This is a genomic window from Zoogloea sp. JDB1 (assembly GCF_056724025.1).
In genome coordinates this window covers 1,531,716-1,547,067 of sequence record NZ_CM161496.1, presented here as the reverse complement: position 1 = coordinate 1,547,067, position 15,352 = coordinate 1,531,716, and the positions used below count along the sequence as shown (strand labels likewise).

Genomic DNA, 15,352 nt, shown 5'->3' with positions numbered 1-15,352 from the left:
CATGTCAATTACGCAGGGGGTTTCATGCAACACATGCACAGGCGGACGGCCGTCGCTTGCCGCGGCGGGCTGTCCGGCATTTCCTACGGATGCGGCGTTAGTACGCTGGTCCTATCCCTCTTCATCACCTTGACTGCACCGTCGGCGTCGGCTGCCAGTGCGCCGCGCTACGCCGACCTACTCAATCAGTCGCTGGCGAGTGCCCCGGTGTTGCTCGAACAAGCTGCCAATGTTCGTGCTGCTGGCGCCGAGGCACGTCAAGCACGCGCTTGGCTAAATCCGAGCCTCAATGCTGTCTACGAAAATATCGGCGGGCCACAAAGCGACGGGGGTAGCCAGCGCCAGGACACCTATTCCATAACGCAGCCTGTCGAGATCGGTGGCAAACGCGGCGCCCGCATCGAAGCTGGAGATCAGAGTTTTGCGGCTGCACAGGCGCGCAGTCACCAGGCACAAATCACCTTTTCGGCACAGTTGGCAGTGGCCTATGCGACCGCAGAGGCCATGCAGGTGCGTAAGGGACTGGCTGCAGAGGAGTTCGTCCGGGCCAAGGATGATTTACGCATTGCCCAGGCGTTGGTTAAAACAGGCAGAGAGGCTGAGTTGCGTGTCGTCCAGGCCCAATCCAGTGTCGCAGCGGCGCAAGCCGCGGTACAGGCGGCAATAGCGGATACAACCGAGGCGCTGGAGCATCTCTCTACCTTGGGCGGCATCAAGGAGGCCTACACCGCCATCGAACATCCGTTCCTTGCCAAAGCGACGACCTATCGCCTCGACGCCCATGAGAATCCGGTGGAGGCGCCTGCCGTGGTCAGCGCGATGGCGGAACGCCAAGCCTTGGCGGCACAGGTCGGTGTCGAAGAAAAGCGCTGGATTCCAGATATCGGCTTGAGTGCCGGCATGCGCAAATTCGGCTGGACCAACGACAACGCACTGGTCGTCGGTATCTCTGCAGCCATCCCAGTGTTCGACCGCAACCGTAATGGCATCGCAGCGGCGCGTGAGCGCGTCATGGCTGCCGATGCCCGTCTGGAAGCCGCACGCCTTGAGGCTGCAGCTGCGCGGCGTGCAGCCACAGCGCAACTGGAGGCAGCCGAGCAGCGTGTCGAAGCTGCTTTGCAGGGAGAAAGCACTGCCGCCGAAGCCTACCGGCTCGGACGCATCGGCTACGACGCGGGTAAGACTTCCCTGCTTGAAGTGCTAACCATTCGTCGCGCCTTGACCGACGCAAGACTCCTCACCATCGATGCTCGCTTGGCGCGTGTCCGTGCACTTGCCTTGCTGTCAATCGTCGATGGACGTATCGCCTTTGGAGATTTGAAATGACAGAACAAAAACCTCTGCCAACCACTTGGCGTGTCGTCGGCACCGCAGCCAGCTTTGCAGCTCTGCTTGGGTTTGGCGCTGCATGGATGGTAAAGCCAAAGGATGTCTCCCCGCCGACAGCGGCACCTGTGGTCGCTGCCGAACCGGGAACCCCGGAAATCAAGATCCCCGCCGAGTACCTCACCGCCGCCAATATCGTGGTCGAGCCTGTGCTGGCCGGAAGCATTGTTGCCGACGTTCTGGCCCCGGCGACAGTGACTGCACTTCCCAATGCAGAGGCGACCGTGGTTGCCCGTGCTGCGGGCACCCTCACCCGAGTCAATCGACGGCTGGGTGATACGGTCAAGGCCGGTGACGTGTTGGCTGTGGTCGATAGCCAAGAGGCGGCCACGATGTTCAGTGACCGCCGCGTCGCCATTGCCAAAGCCGAGCTTGCCCGCAAGGCCTATACCCGGGAAGCCGGCTTGTTCGAGCAAGGGGTTACCCCCCGTCAAGAAATGGAAGCTGCGCAGTCGGCCCTGGCGGTCGCAGAAGCTGAAGTGCAACGCGCCTCCTCAGTCGCTCGTGCAGCCCATCTTACTGAAGACGGACGCTCGGTCGCTGTCGTCAGCCCGATTGGCGGCAAGGTGACGGCGGCAAGCGCCATGCTCGGCAGCTATATCCAGCCACAGGCCGAACTTTTCCGCGTGGCGGGCTACGGTGCGGTGCAGATCGAAGCCGCGGTGACCGCGGCCGATAGCGGGCGCATTACCGTCGGTGACAAGGCGTCCATCCTGCTGGCCCGCGGCGCGCCAATCGATGCTGTCGTCCATTCCATTACGCCGACCGTCAGTGGCGCCACAAGGGCTGCAACCGTCGTCCTAACGCCCATCACTTCAGACCGGAGCTTGGTCATTGGCGAAGGCGTTCAGGTTCGACTGCATGGCAAAGGGAGCGGCGGTGGCTTTGCCGTTCCGGAGGATGCCGTTCAGAACGTTGATGGACGGGACGTGCTGTTTGTACGGACGCAGGAAGGTTTCCGACCGCAGCCTGTTCTGGTAGGCAACCGCAGCGGCGGAATGGCACAAATTGTCTCCGGTGTCGAAGCCGGTATCCCTGTCGCCACCCGAAATGCCTTTCTGATCAAGGCCGACATGATCAAGAGCGCGAAGGAGGAATGATGATCGATGGAATCCTGACTGGATCGGTCCGCTTGCGCTGGCTGATCCTTGTCCTGACCGCCGTGGTCGCCGCTATCGGCGCCTGGCAACTCAATCTGCTGCCTATCGACGTCACCCCCGACATTACGAACAAGCAGGTACAAATCAACACCGTCGTGCCGACCCTGAGCCCCGTCGAGGTCGAGAAGCGCGTGACTTATCCGATTGAGACGGCTTTGGCGGGGCTGAACGGGGTTGAGTACACACGTTCCTTCTCCCGCAATGGCTTCAGCCAGGTCACGGCCATCTTCAAGGAAGATGCGGATCTCTATTTCATGCGTCAGCAGGTCACGGAACGCCTCGCGCGGGCACTTCCAGATTTGCCTGATGGGGCCCAGCCGCAGATGGGCCCTGTATCGACCGGGTTGGGCGAGGTTGTCCACTACAGCGTCGAATACGCGCATCCAGAAGGGAAAGGGGCGCCGCGCAAGGATGGGCAAGCAGGATGGCAAAGCGACGGCAGCTTTCTCACGGAACAAGGGGAGCGACTGACCGACGAGTTATCCCGGCTTGCTTATCTGCGTACGGTCCAGGACTGGGTTGTGAGACCACAACTGCGTACCACGCCAGGAGTTGCCGACGTAGATTCGCTGGGCGGATACGTCAAGGAATATGTGGTCGAGCCAGATGCTGCCAAGCTGGCTTCGTATGGCATTTCCTACCCGGAGTTGGTCAAGGCACTTGAGGAAGCCAACGTTTCGGTTGGGGCCAACTATATCCGTCGTGCGGGGGAATCTTATCTTGTCCGGGCCGACGGACGGATCCGTACCGTGGATGAGATTACCCGCGCGGTTGTCGCCAATCGGCACGGGGTGCCTGTCACGGTTGGCCAAGTGGCCAAGGTCACCGTGGGAGGCGAGTTGCGGACCGGCGCAGCCAGCCGGGATGGCTACGAGACCGTGGTCGGCAGTGCCCTGATGCTTGTTGGTGCCAATAGCCGCACGGTTGCTCAAGCCGTCGTCGACAAATTGCAGCACATCTCCAAGACCCTTCCCGAAGGCATTGTCATCGTGCCGACGCTGGACCGTTCCCAGCTCGTCGTGGCGACAATCGAAACCGTCGCTCGCAACCTGACCGAAGGCGCGTTGCTTGTCGTTGCCATTCTCTTTTATATGCTGGGGAACTGGCGCGCGGCCGTGATCACAGGGTTGGTCATCCCGCTATCGCTGTTGATGAGTGCGATCGGAATGAACTCCTTGCGCATCTCGGGCAATCTGATGAGTCTGGGCGCTCTGGACTTCGGGTTGATTGTCGATGGCGCCGTGATCATCGTCGAAAATGCTTTGCGTCGCCTGGCCGAGCGGCAGCACCACCTCCGTCGAAATCTGACTCTCAGCGAACGACTGGATGAGGTCATCGCCTCTTCGCGGGAAATGTTGCGGCCGACCATCTTCGGCCAACTCGTGATCTTCCTGGTGTTCCTGCCTTGCCTGACCTTTCAGGGGGTCGAAGGCAAGATGTTCTCGCCGATGGTCATCACTCTCATGCTGGCGCTGGCCTCCGCCTTTGTTCTTTCGCTGACTTTCGTCCCCGCCATGATCGCCGTATTGATGAGCGGTCCGTTGGTCGAGAAAGAGGTGAAGGCGATTATGACGGTCAAACAGCGCTATGAGCCCTGGTTGCGTCGTGCGGTCGTCAAACCTGTTCCGTTCATCATTGCTGGGCTGGGTGTCTTGGTCGTTGGCGTCGTTGCATTCGCCTTTGTCGGCCGGGAGTTCATGCCAACCCTCGATGAACAAAATCTGAATTTGTCATCGGTCCGGATCCCCTCTACGTCAATTGAGCAGTCGGTTGCCATTGATCTTCCACTGGAGCGCGCTGTACTGAGCTTGCCGGAGGTCAAAACAGTCTATTCAAAAGCGGGGACGGCAAGCCTGGCCGCCGACCCGATGCCTCCAAACGCGTCCGATAACTACATCATTCTCAAACCCAAGGATGAATGGCCGGAAGGTGTCACGACCAAGGAGCAGGTTATTGAACGCATTCGCGAGAAGACAGCGTCACTGGTCGGAAACAACTACGATGTGACTCAGCCCATTGAAATGCGCTTCAACGAGCTCATCGGTGGTGTGCGCAGTGATGTGGCAGTGAAGCTCTACGGCGATGACCTGGACCAACTTTCCGTCACCGCCCAGCGTATCGCAGCTGTACTGCGTAAGACGCCTGGGGCCTCCGATGTGCGGGTCGCACAAACGAGTGGCTTTCCCACCTTCGACATCGCGTTCAATCGGGCAGCCATCGCACAGTATGGTCTCTCCATCAAGGAAGTCGCAGATACGGTGGCAACTGCTTTGGCGGGGCGCTCGGCTGGCCAGGTGTTCGAGGGTGATCGCCGCTTCGATATCGTGATCCGCCTTCCAGGTAACGAACGCAACAACCTGGATGCGTTGGGAGCCCTGCCGGTGATGCTGCCTGCCGTGGAAGGAAAGGCCCGTGCCTCGGTGCCGCTACGCCAACTCGTCGAGTTCCGATTCACCCAGGGGTTGAACGAAGTCAGCCGGGACAATGGCAAGCGGCGAGTCTACATCGAGGCGAACGTCGTCGGCCGTGACCTGGGAAGTTACGTGGACGATGCGCAGGTGGCCATTGCAAACGAGGTCAAACTGCCGTCCGGAGCATGGATCGAATGGGGGGGGCAGTTCCAGAACCTGCAGGCGGCAACCAAGCGTCTGGCCGTGATTGTTCCCGCCTGCTTCATCCTGATCGCAGCCGCGCTCTATATGGCGATCGGTAATGCCTTGCTGACCGCTGCAGTGATGACCGCCATACCTCTGGCGCTTGCGGGTGGTGTATTCGCCTTGCTGGCCCGAGGTATTCCCTTCTCCATTTCGGCGGCCGTGGGCTTCATCGCGGTATCCGGGGTTGCCGTGCTGAACGGTCTCGTACTGATTGCGGCTATCAAGAAGCATCTGGCCAGCGGGAGTGATCCGGACAGTGCTGTCATCCATGGCGCCATGGAGCGCGTACGGCCGGTGTTGATGACGGCCAGTGTCGCTTCATTGGGCTTTGTCCCGATGGCCATCGCGACCGGCACCGGGGCAGAAGTCCAGAGACCCTTGGCGACCGTCGTCATCGGTGGTCTGGTGACCGCGACCATCCTGACCTTGTTTGTCCTGCCGGCGTTTGCCGGGATGGTTCTGCGGCGAAACGCCCGGCGCCATCAACCTCTAAGCGATCAAGTTGAACAAGCCAGTTGAAGGCCCAAACCTGGGAGTGAAATGGAATGGATAAGGCAACGACGTATTCGCCACCCGGAAAAGAAGTTTCCGGCTGGCCAAGTTTTTCGGGTTTGATGACCCATGAGCGCTGGTCCGAGGTCGCCCGTATTGTTGTGACTGGCTTGGTCGCCTTGCTGTTCTGGCAAGGTCTAGCGCCCATTGAGTTACTGTGGGCAGCAGTGGCACTGGGTCTGTATCCGTTGGTAAAAGCCGGCCTGCAGGACCTGTTCTGGGAACGGAAGATCGGCACGGAACTCTTCGTCACGATCGCGACATTGGTTGCCGTATTTGGTGGTGAGACGGTCGCGGGTGCCGTTCTGATGGTCATCATTCTGATTGCCGAGTTCATCGCGGATCTCAATACGGATCGGGCCCGCGCATCCATCAAGGCCCTGATCGGCTCCGTGCCGCAAGTTGCCTTGGTGCGTAAAAGCAGTGGCGATCAGCATGTCACCATCAGTGAGCTCAAGGCGGGCGACATTGTTCTGGTCCGTCCTGGAGAGAAAATTCCGGTCGACGGCCGGGTTGTTGGCGGACAAGGCGCGGTCAACGAAGCGCCCATCACCGGTGAGAGCATTCCCAAGGAGAAAGGCATCGACTCCCAAGTGTTCGCCGGGACACTGCTGGATTCCGGAGCCCTGGATATCCGCACCGAGAGACTCGGCAGCGACACGACGTTTTCACGGATCATTGCCCTCGTCGAAAGCGCCGAGTCGGAACAGGCGCCAATCCAGAAACTCGCTGACAAGGTCGCTGCATGGCTCATCCCTGTTGTGCTGGTGTTCCTGATCGGCGTTTACGCGGTGACGCACGATGTTCGCACCATCGTCACCTTGCTGATCTTCACGTCCCCTGCGGAGTTGGGGCTGGCTACACCGCTCGTCATGATCGCGGCTATCGCCCGCGCCGCTCGTACAGGCATCTTGATCAAGGGAGGCATTTATCTTGAAGCGCTTGCCAAGGTCGATGTCATGGTCTTTGACAAGACAGGAACACTGACCGCCAATCGACCACGAGTCGTGCGGGTGCAGCCGAACAATTCCGAGACTGATGAAAAGGAATTGCTGCGCTTGGCAGCGGCTGCCGACCGACGCTCAGCGCATCCGCTGGCCAAGGCGGTCGTTGAAGCAGCCGTCCAGCAAGGTGCCGTGATCTCCGAACCCGACAGTTTTCAGCAGTTCCCGGGACGCGGCGTCAAAGCGACGGTCGAAGGACGGATCATCCTGGTCGGGAACGCGGACCTGCTCCAGGAGAACGGCGTGGCGCTCAACTCGACTATAGAAGACGGTGGCCGTACTCCGGTGCACATAGCTATTGACGGCGTATTTACTGGCGTGATCTTCATTGCGGACGCCTTGCGCCCAGGCGTTCGCGAGACGCTGGCCGAACTGAGGGCCACAGGCATCAAGCGTATTGTGATGCTGACCGGGGATAACCAAGCCACGGCCCAGGCCGTCGCCCGCGATGCGGGTGTCGATGAAGTTCAAGCGAACCTGATGCCCGAGGACAAGGTCAAGGCGATCGGAGATTTGACGGCACAAGGATACCGGGTGGCGATGGTTGGTGACGGGATCAATGATGCACCTGCGCTCGCACGTGCCAACGTAGGCATTGCAATGGGTGGCAGCGGTAGTCAGGCTGCGCTCGAAGCGGCGGACATCGCATTGATGACGGATGACCTCGAAAAGATCGCGGCGGCGAGGGCTATTGCCCGCCGTGCCTATCGCACCATCCAGGAAAATCTCTTCGTAGGCGTTGGTGTCGTGCACATCCTGGGTATCACTGCTGCGCTCCTGGGATGGATCGGCCCTATCGAAGCGGCCATCATCCACTTAGGACCTGATGTTCTGGTCTTCATCAATTCAGTCAAACTGCTACGGGTTCGCATTCGCGGTGCGTAAACGCTCGAGCAGTTCCCCGTATAGTTGCCGTCAGAGGGGAGCCTGAGTACGCCCCAGATCAGTCATGGCCATGCCCTTGATGGTGTGTATCCGGAAAATGGGCATGGCAGTTTGGCTGCTTCACGATGTACAACCTAATAACGTACCGACCTGCAGAAGGCTCTGCTCACTGGCGGTCATTTGATTCAGTAGCCTCACGGAGCGGTCTCGATCTCGGGCCTCGTTCAGCCACATATCTCGGTCGTACCGATAGCCCGGAAAAGCCTCCTCGACCGTCACTTCCCGCTTGGCGAACCGCCTTGCCAGAGAGGCAAGGCGGCGAACGCCATCCACACCACATACTTCCAGAGGGGCACACAACTCCATCCCGACTCCCCAGCGGTAACGCCTCATCGTCATACTCACACCAACGGTGTAGTCGATCCCTTCGAGCCACAATCGCTGCTCAATCGCATTGACTCGGTCGAAGTACGCTCTCAGCGCTTCCGAGCACCATTGGGTCCTGTGCACCACGACCTGCTTTCTCGAACGGCCGACGCGTTTCCCGAATCTTTCCTCGTCACGGAACAGCGGCTCATCCGGCATCACCCCCGCCTCCTGCTGTGCCCGCTTGGCGATCTCATCGCTGAACTTGGAACGCGGATGCTGCCACCAGACCATCACGCGACGTCCGTTCAAGATGAAGCCAACATCGTCCCAGGACGAGAGTGAACGTGGCTCCGTGTAGGCGTGGGGAATGAACAGCCCGTCGCGCAGTCGCCACGGATGGTGGCGGTGAAAATCCCGCATCTTTGTGCGTAGCAGTTCGAAATGTCGATTCTTCATCAGTCGTCTCCGTTGTTATCCGCTCGATAGCCACCCATGCCGTTCCGCGCCAACGCCAGTCCGCCACTAGACTTACGTTGACGAACCATCATGCATTAATGCATTTTTATGCATATGCCGACATCCGCACCCGACGCCGCCATCGCATTGGCTGCTCTTCGTATCAAGAAGTTCTGCATCACCCAAGAAGAGATATCCAAAGCCATCGGTGCCAGCCAGTCTCAGATCAGCCGGATCTTGTCCGGCAGGACATCCGCCTCATCAAAGCTCGCCCTAGATTTATGCACTTATGTATCACTGGCCGTCGGCGGCGTATCTCGCGAAGCCGTTGCAGGCAATGATGAGCTGATGGATGCGCTGAAGGATGTCTGGGATGGAACGCCCGCACATGCCCGGGCGCTGGCTACCGTCATTCGAAGCCTCGGTTTGTTCAAAACGCCCCCGCTGCAAGACCGGAGTACGTCGTGATTCAAAATCTGCCGATTCCCCTCGACGACGAACTGGCCATCGGCGTGCTTGGCCGATTTGCACGCCTCAACGCAATCCCGTCCATCACCTGGGCCACCCAGTCGATCAGGAAGGCGTTCCCGAGCGATGACAATGTCCCTGCCCTTTGGCTGGTCGCCCAAGCTTGCGGCGCACGCATAGCTGACTTCACGGCCAAGCACTCGATGATCCCCGTTCTGTACCCGGTGTCCCCTCACGCGGGCTCCGAGCGTGAGGCAAACCATCGACGGCATTTGGCTTATATCTACGGCCTCGGTGCCTCTGCGGGCGGGCGCCGGTGGTGCCCGAGATGCGCCCAGATTGACCATGGCGACCATGGTTTTGCCTACTGGCGGCGGCGACACCAGATCAATGGCATCGACTGGTGTCCAACCCACCATATCCCCCTTGGCATCCTGGCGGAGGAATCGGTGATATCGGAGCCCAAGCGCCAGCCCGCCCTTAGTCACCTGACCGTCTCCGAGATCGACCTTCAGAGCGAACTGGCGTCGTCTGCGATTCACCGTCTGCAGGGCATCTTGCTCGGATGGCTTCACCGACCAGAGCCCGTTCACGTGCGGGCCTGGAGCGACGCTGTTCGCGAACGCTGCCACGCCCTCGACTTGCGGATAGGAGAAGTGGGAAAGCGCCCTGTCACCAGCGATCTGATCCTGGAGCACTTCCCGCAAAGCTGGCTGAAGCGGCATATGCCGGAGGTGGCATCCAAGCAGGCACTGACATACATCAGGAAGATCGACGGTGCCTGCATTGATCGGCACGTCGCTTACCCAGCCCTGGCTTGCGCAGCCATTCTTACCGTACTGTTCGACAGTGCAGAAGAGGCGTTGACCACCTTGGACCTGACAAATCGGCGGATTGCCGCCCACGGCAATGCAGTCGATGCCGCCACCCAGGCTCTCGGCGCCTTTCTTGCAGGAGCTGGGCTCCAACAGGCCTGCAGAACGTTTGGTGCCGGCATGGAGGACGTTGAGAGTCTGCTGCGAAACAGGTTTAGCGCAGCCCAAGAGCTGAGGTCGCCCGACACGCTCACCGCTCGGCTTGCTCATCTGCACCTGCTGGATCCAGAAGCGGATGCGCGGGCCTATGACAACGTAGGCTGACCGTCAGCGCCTCAACGGTCAGAGGCCATTGCTCCGGGCTGTGGATGGCCTTGCGTAGTGCAGGGAGTGCCCGTTTCAACTCGTCAAACAACCGTCGCGGTGCTTCCCTGCTGCAGGACAGAGCGACGCTGCGCAGCGCATCGGCCATCCGCGCATCCGATCGCTCCATCCGCACAGCGGCGTGATTCGCTCCGTGAACGGTTACCACACGCTCAAGCGATGCCTTGAGCCAATCGTGGTCGTTGCGGTAGAGCCATGCGTAAGCAGCCGGCTCAAGCCGCCGGAGCCTCTTGACGCCAAGATGAAGGTTTAGCGCTGCCACCTTCGCCCAGGCGGCCCTGGCCGCCATCCGGCGACTTTCTTGACGAACGCGATGCCATTCCTCCTGAAGCCCTGGAACCGTGCGCAGAATCCTGGTCACGGTCAGTACCGACACCTTGGCAGCGTCTGCAACCGCCTGCTTCTCGGCGCCATTCCTGAGCATTCCAAGAGCCAGGCTCCACGACGGGGCATCAAGTTTCTTGGGCCGTCTTGGCGGCTCAATCGCGACACGACATGCCCATGCTGCGAGCGTCGCATAGCTGACCCCCAACTGCCGCGCAGCCGCAGTCATACTAAGGTTGCCGTCCCGAAGGGACGTCAGGATCTCCTCCGGAACCTGCCCCTGGGTCGCCGCATCGCAGGTCGCCCGACGGGAAGCTGCGGTTGCACATGCTTGGTCTGTGGCCATCCCGCTGCTCTCGTAGGCTTGTTCGAAATCGTCGATCCCGTCAAACCAAGCGGTGATCCAAGTCAGATATCGCAGAGGATGTGCCAGGGAGCGTGCAGACAGAAGACGGGCGAGTTGTCCTTGAAGCAAACCCAGGTCGGCATCCTGACGCGCCTCAGGAAGACAAGCCAGGTTCGTTGCCAACTGGAGCAACCGAGGCTCGACCTCGCGCCAGCGGACACGGCCGCTAGCGTGGAGCATTCCGATACCCTCCATGCGAAACCGGAAAGCCTGAGCAATCCGAACGGGGTCTGCAAAGCGCCCCGGGCTCATGCCTACGAGCGCGAGGCCCTGGGCTGCCAGCCGGCGCAACCAGCCGCCTTGGGTAGATTTGCCAGCAGCGTGGTCCAGAAACACGACCTCTTGGCCACAGGCAGACACAGGGAGCGCCCAGGCAAATCGCGCCACCTGATCCAGCTTCAGATGGGATACCCGCAAAGGAATGCCGTGGCTGGGACACACCCACACACCGGGGAGCTGATGGGCCCGGCGCCAGTACGCCCAACCGTGCCCCTCCAGATCGGCCTGCATACATTCAGGACAGGTCTTCAAGGGATGCGCAGCTCCGAGCCCACTGGTCAGCAGACCCATCCGGTATTTCAGATGCGCAATGCCATTACCCCTCATGGCTGCCACGGATTGCCTTGCCAGATCAGAAGGCTTGAAAGGCCAGTAGAAAGGCAACAACGTCCGATCCCGGATAACTTGCTCTGCGCTTCCCAAGGATCCTTTGCTTCGAGCCACCAGCGCATCGATCCGGCCCGGAAAGTCATGAGCCGAGCCAATGCACGCATGCCCGAAGAGTTGGAGACAAGTCGTGCGATCAAGTCCATTGGCGGCCAGCCGGTGGTAGCGGCTGCACCAGCTGAACAGCGTCTCGTCAGGCAATGGCGCCAGGCCAACCTTCGACTCGAAAATCTCAGCTTGTCTCGACACGATCCCGTCCCGTTGGGGGTTCGCTGGAGGGTGACGCCCTCTTGGCAGAGGACGGTTTAGGCTTGGCCAAGGTACCCCTCAACAGCTCTGCACCTTCGCGCAAGGTCTGAGCGGATATGGTGGAACGACGGGGCAAGGGCGTCACCTTGGCCGCATCGTTCGACCGTAGCGGATGGTCGGCTGCCTGACGTAATGCCCGGAGGGTCTTCTGGGCGTCGATACTCAGGGTGCTTTCCAGCATCGCCACCGGGGGGATGGTGCCGGTTTCGACATTACCGGCTACTCGGCCATGGAGCATCGGTCGCTGGAGCCCTCTGACCGGTGCAAAGGGGCACACCAGATCGGCACGCTGCTGGGCAATCAAGCCGGACACGGCCAGAGACGCCAAGTCCTCCACATCCTTGCGATGACTACTGAATGCAGCGCTACGATAGGCCTGCCTGACGTCATCCATGGTGACGGCGCGCGCTCTCCGCCCGACGGCCACCCGATAGGCCTCCAGCAGCAGTTGCCGCAAGATCCGGAACAATCCGGCGGTCAGCCGGTGCAGCTCGTGGGCGTGAGCAGACACCTCCAGATAAAAGTGCTCGGGTGCAACAGCAAGGTACTCACCCACCACCGTGCGCCAAATCTCCGAGTCAGCATCCGGTGGCTCAAGCACGATCGGATGCGCGAGAAGACGATCTTTCTCCTCATGGGGACGTTCGAGCAGCTTCTTGACCAAGGAGTAGTTGGCCGCATAGACAAGCGGAATGCCAGGACTCGCCAGGGTCATGATGAGCTGCGCCGTCTTGGTGCTTGCCTTGCCGCTTTGCGTGTAGAACTGCATCTCATCGACGATGAGCAGCGCAGTACCCGTCGCCTGAAACCAGTCCCGGACATGTGCGAGCAGGACACTCACATCGCCCATCGTGCGACCGGCGACCGCCACAGGATTCGCGAGGCTCTTGAGCAGCGCCCGCACCGAGAGATGCGCCTGTATGGAAATGCGTCGAGCCGGATGGACCGTCAGCCGCTGCGAGTCCGTAACGAATTGGCTATCTGGGGTGACCTGGCAGATACGGACGAGTGCCTGCATGAGGGAAGACTTGCTGACACCGGCCAGCCCCGTCAGGCAGCGAATCGGGTAGGGCTCCCGAACGGTCTCGATCTCGCCGCTGCGCCGCCGGTTGTAATCCCTCAGCGTCGGATACACCGACAAGGAGTATTCCTTCGCTTGGTCCACCAGCATGCGCAAGATTTCGATGTGGCGAGGTCCGGGGACGAAGACCTCGCTCCATGCTGCGTCCAAAGCGCTGCAGGCCCTCTCAACGGGCAAGGCCTGTAGACCTTTGACCGGCGTCACCGCGCGGTATGCCGCCTTCCGAATCGCATCGTCGGTATCCAGCCGATCAAACCAATGCAGCCACCCGTTTGCAGTTGAAGCAGCACTCATCGCTTTCCTCCTTCCGCTCGCAGGTATTGCATGATCTGCCTGCGCTCTTCCACTGAGGCGGCCTTCGATCTCTTGTTCCTTCCCCCCTTGACGACCCCCTGGTCGAACGCCTGCCCTGCATGCAGCTCGAATGCAGCCTCGTACTCGGCTCGCGCAGCAAGCCGGTGGGATTGGAGCTCCAGTTTCCCGTCGCGCCGCAGGCGCTCAAGCTGCTCCAGCTCCACCACCGAGATGTAGAGTTGTTCCTCCCCATCCCGGATGGCCAGCATCGCATCCACCTCGACCAGATCCGCTCCCACCTCCACCCACAGGTGGCGCACGCAGATATCCAACATGTAGCCACCCAGCCGATACGTTCCGCAGGTGTGTGCCTTCTGCAACGCGCCCGACCGTTGTAGCGCGGCGGAGTCAAAGCGCATTTCCTTGAAGTACACCGCGTCGTCCTGAACGGTCAGCTCAATGGGTGTCAGGTATGCCCGGACGGCCTCTTCGAAGCGCATTGAGACGGCGTGGTTGCGTCCTCGGCGATCCAGGTAGTTCCAGAAAGCAACAGGGGTCGGAAACACACCGACTTCGACTGCATCGTTGTTGAGCCGGTCCGTCACATCGATACTGTGGTTGTCGGCGATCGTCCTGATGATCTCCTGGGCCGCCAATTGGGCTATCGAGAGACGCGTCTCCACATAGTGGGGTTTACCTTCGAGCTTGACCGCCTTCGGGTGGGTGGTCTCGATGGACGCCTTGGATTGCCCCGCGTAACTGGGCGCCGACTCCTTGATGACGGGTCGTAGAACAGGATCGGTCGATTCGGCTTTGGCTGTAGCGCCAGGACCTCGGTCATGGATTACATGGGGTGACACCCCGAGGCTCGGCCAGTCACCCTCCTTGACCAGCACGCCGAACAAGCTGCAGTACTTCACCTTATCGATGGCTTCGCAGAACTTGGCCTGGCGATACGCTGACGCCGCCTCTCCCCCTATGGAGAACCCAATCCCGACAATCATCCCGGATGCGATGCAGCGCGTGCGCACAACCCAGAGTGTCGGCTGGTGGCTGCCTGGCAGGTAACCTTTGGCCACCTGATCACAACAATAGGCATCCTGCTCGGTCCGTTCCATGAGGTTGCCCACGCTCTCGGCAAAGCGACCGAGCGAATGCTGTAACCGGGTCCTGACCCGGGTATGGCCATACTTATAGACTTGGCGCACCTCCAGCGGAAAGGCTTGGCCGACCCGGTAGGCGAACTGACCAAAGGTTGGAAAGGCCCTGCCGGCGGGGTGTACGAAGGACTTTCTACCCTGGGGGTCGGTTTGCACCACACAGCCGAACACGGTGCGCAGGGTCCGCCGATAGATCGTGCGCAGGTGCTGCCCTGGGCCGGCATACTTGCGGTACCCCTCCAGAATCCGATCAATCATCTCCTGGTCGTTGGAACCGTGGCCATGGTGGGCGCCCTTCAGCCTTGATGGACGGCCAAACTTCCGCTCGCGCCCCATCCGATCCCAATGACCAATGTGATGCACCGGATAGTGCAGGGCCCACCGACTGCAACCGAAGCACACGTAGGCATAGAACGCCGTCCGAAAGCGCGTTTCATGCTGTGGCGGCTTGCACGCTCTCGCGTGCGCATTGATGAGGGTGTCGGGAGACTCGGCACCCAGAATCTGGTCCAGGTTCTGCACCAGCGGCCATAGATGCACCAAAATCTGGTCGATACGCGCAGCGTGGCTGCGCTTCTGGCCTACCCGTAGTTCTGCGTACGCCTGGAGTTCTACGACGGTCACGCCGGATAGCCAAGGGGGAAGCTCGTCCTGGGTTTCGCACGCGAAAATCAGCCCCCGCTCCAGGGCCTGCTCGAAACGATGTCGAGACAGGAAGTGGAGAACAGGCCGGTAGCTGGCATATGTTCCACCCGCGCCCTGATCAGAGACACCCGAATGCCCCTCGGATGCGCCCCCTTTGGAGCCGATGTCGGCACTACTCCTTTGGCCTTCACCACTGCGTTGACGTTTGCGCTGGAACTCCACCAGCAAAACGCGCTGTCGGGCCGGGTCGCTGCGGAGCAGGTGATACCGTACGCCCTTGCAAAGGGCCTCAAAGCCCTCAGGGGCACATAACTGAGTACCGGTTCGCATG

10 protein-coding genes are annotated in these 15,352 nt (G+C 60.5%); 6 read left to right on the top strand and 4 right to left on the bottom strand.

The genetic code is table 11. The features are described from left to right. The first annotated feature begins 24 nt into the window (after positions 1-24). Genes AC1PPK_RS06790 through AC1PPK_RS06775 form a run of 4 tightly spaced genes read left to right on the top strand, consistent with a single transcriptional unit; the run spans position 25 to position 7,644 of the window. Complete coding sequence (locus tag AC1PPK_RS06790; RefSeq protein ID WP_481117078.1) at positions 25-1,326, top strand: TolC family protein; 1,302 nt, start codon at positions 25-27, stop codon at positions 1,324-1,326. After that, a complete protein-coding gene (locus tag AC1PPK_RS06785; RefSeq protein WP_481117077.1) occupies positions 1,323-2,486 on the top strand; it encodes an efflux RND transporter periplasmic adaptor subunit in 1,164 nt (387 codons plus the stop codon). The genes AC1PPK_RS06790 and AC1PPK_RS06785 overlap by 4 nt, the downstream gene beginning before the upstream one ends. Then, positions 2,483-5,722 carry a CusA/CzcA family heavy metal efflux RND transporter gene (locus AC1PPK_RS06780; RefSeq protein ID WP_481117076.1) on the top strand — a complete coding sequence of 1,080 codons (3,240 nt, stop codon included), beginning with the start codon at positions 2,483-2,485 and terminating at the stop codon, positions 5,720-5,722. The genes AC1PPK_RS06785 and AC1PPK_RS06780 overlap by 4 nt, the downstream gene beginning before the upstream one ends. Positions 5,723-5,748: 26 nt before the next feature. Next, positions 5,749-7,644: a heavy metal translocating P-type ATPase gene (locus tag AC1PPK_RS06775; protein ID WP_481117075.1), complete on the top strand. Its 1,896-nt coding sequence runs from the start codon at positions 5,749-5,751 to the stop codon at positions 7,642-7,644. Between the two features lie 120 nt (positions 7,645-7,764). On the opposite strand, the gene AC1PPK_RS06770 is transcribed toward AC1PPK_RS06775, so the two are convergent. Further along, the gene (locus AC1PPK_RS06770) at positions 7,765-8,469 is read right to left on the bottom strand and encodes a hypothetical protein (RefSeq protein ID WP_481117074.1); all 705 of its coding nucleotides are present in this window, start codon (positions 8,467-8,469) and stop codon (positions 7,765-7,767) included. Positions 8,470-8,577: 108 nt separating this feature from the next. Here AC1PPK_RS06770 and AC1PPK_RS06765 point away from each other — a divergent pair, with 108 nt between their 5' ends. Then, positions 8,578-8,937, top strand: coding sequence for a helix-turn-helix domain-containing protein (locus tag AC1PPK_RS06765; protein WP_481117073.1), 360 nt, complete (start codon positions 8,578-8,580; stop codon positions 8,935-8,937). Continuing rightward, entirely contained in the window at positions 8,934-10,076 is a 1,143-nt protein-coding gene (locus AC1PPK_RS06760) for a TniQ family protein (RefSeq protein ID WP_481117072.1), read from the top strand. The genes AC1PPK_RS06765 and AC1PPK_RS06760 overlap by 4 nt, the downstream gene beginning before the upstream one ends. On the opposite strand, the gene AC1PPK_RS06755 is transcribed toward AC1PPK_RS06760, so the two are convergent. The 3 genes from AC1PPK_RS06755 to AC1PPK_RS06745 are packed head-to-tail and all read right to left on the bottom strand — an operon-like array spanning position 10,003 to position 15,351. Further along, positions 10,003-11,781 carry a TnsD family Tn7-like transposition protein gene (locus tag AC1PPK_RS06755; RefSeq protein WP_481117071.1) on the bottom strand — a complete coding sequence of 593 codons (1,779 nt, stop codon included), beginning with the start codon at positions 11,779-11,781 and terminating at the stop codon, positions 10,003-10,005. The two genes, AC1PPK_RS06760 and AC1PPK_RS06755, sit on opposite strands and share 74 nt — an antisense overlap. After that, a complete protein-coding gene (locus AC1PPK_RS06750) occupies positions 11,765-13,216 on the bottom strand; it encodes an ATP-binding protein (protein WP_481117070.1) in 1,452 nt (483 codons plus the stop codon). Before AC1PPK_RS06750 ends, AC1PPK_RS06755 begins: the two co-directional genes overlap by 17 nt. Further along, a complete protein-coding gene (locus tag AC1PPK_RS06745; RefSeq protein ID WP_481117069.1) occupies positions 13,213-15,351 on the bottom strand; it encodes a hypothetical protein in 2,139 nt (712 codons plus the stop codon). The genes AC1PPK_RS06750 and AC1PPK_RS06745 overlap by 4 nt, the downstream gene beginning before the upstream one ends. Position 15,352: the final 1 nt, after the last annotated feature.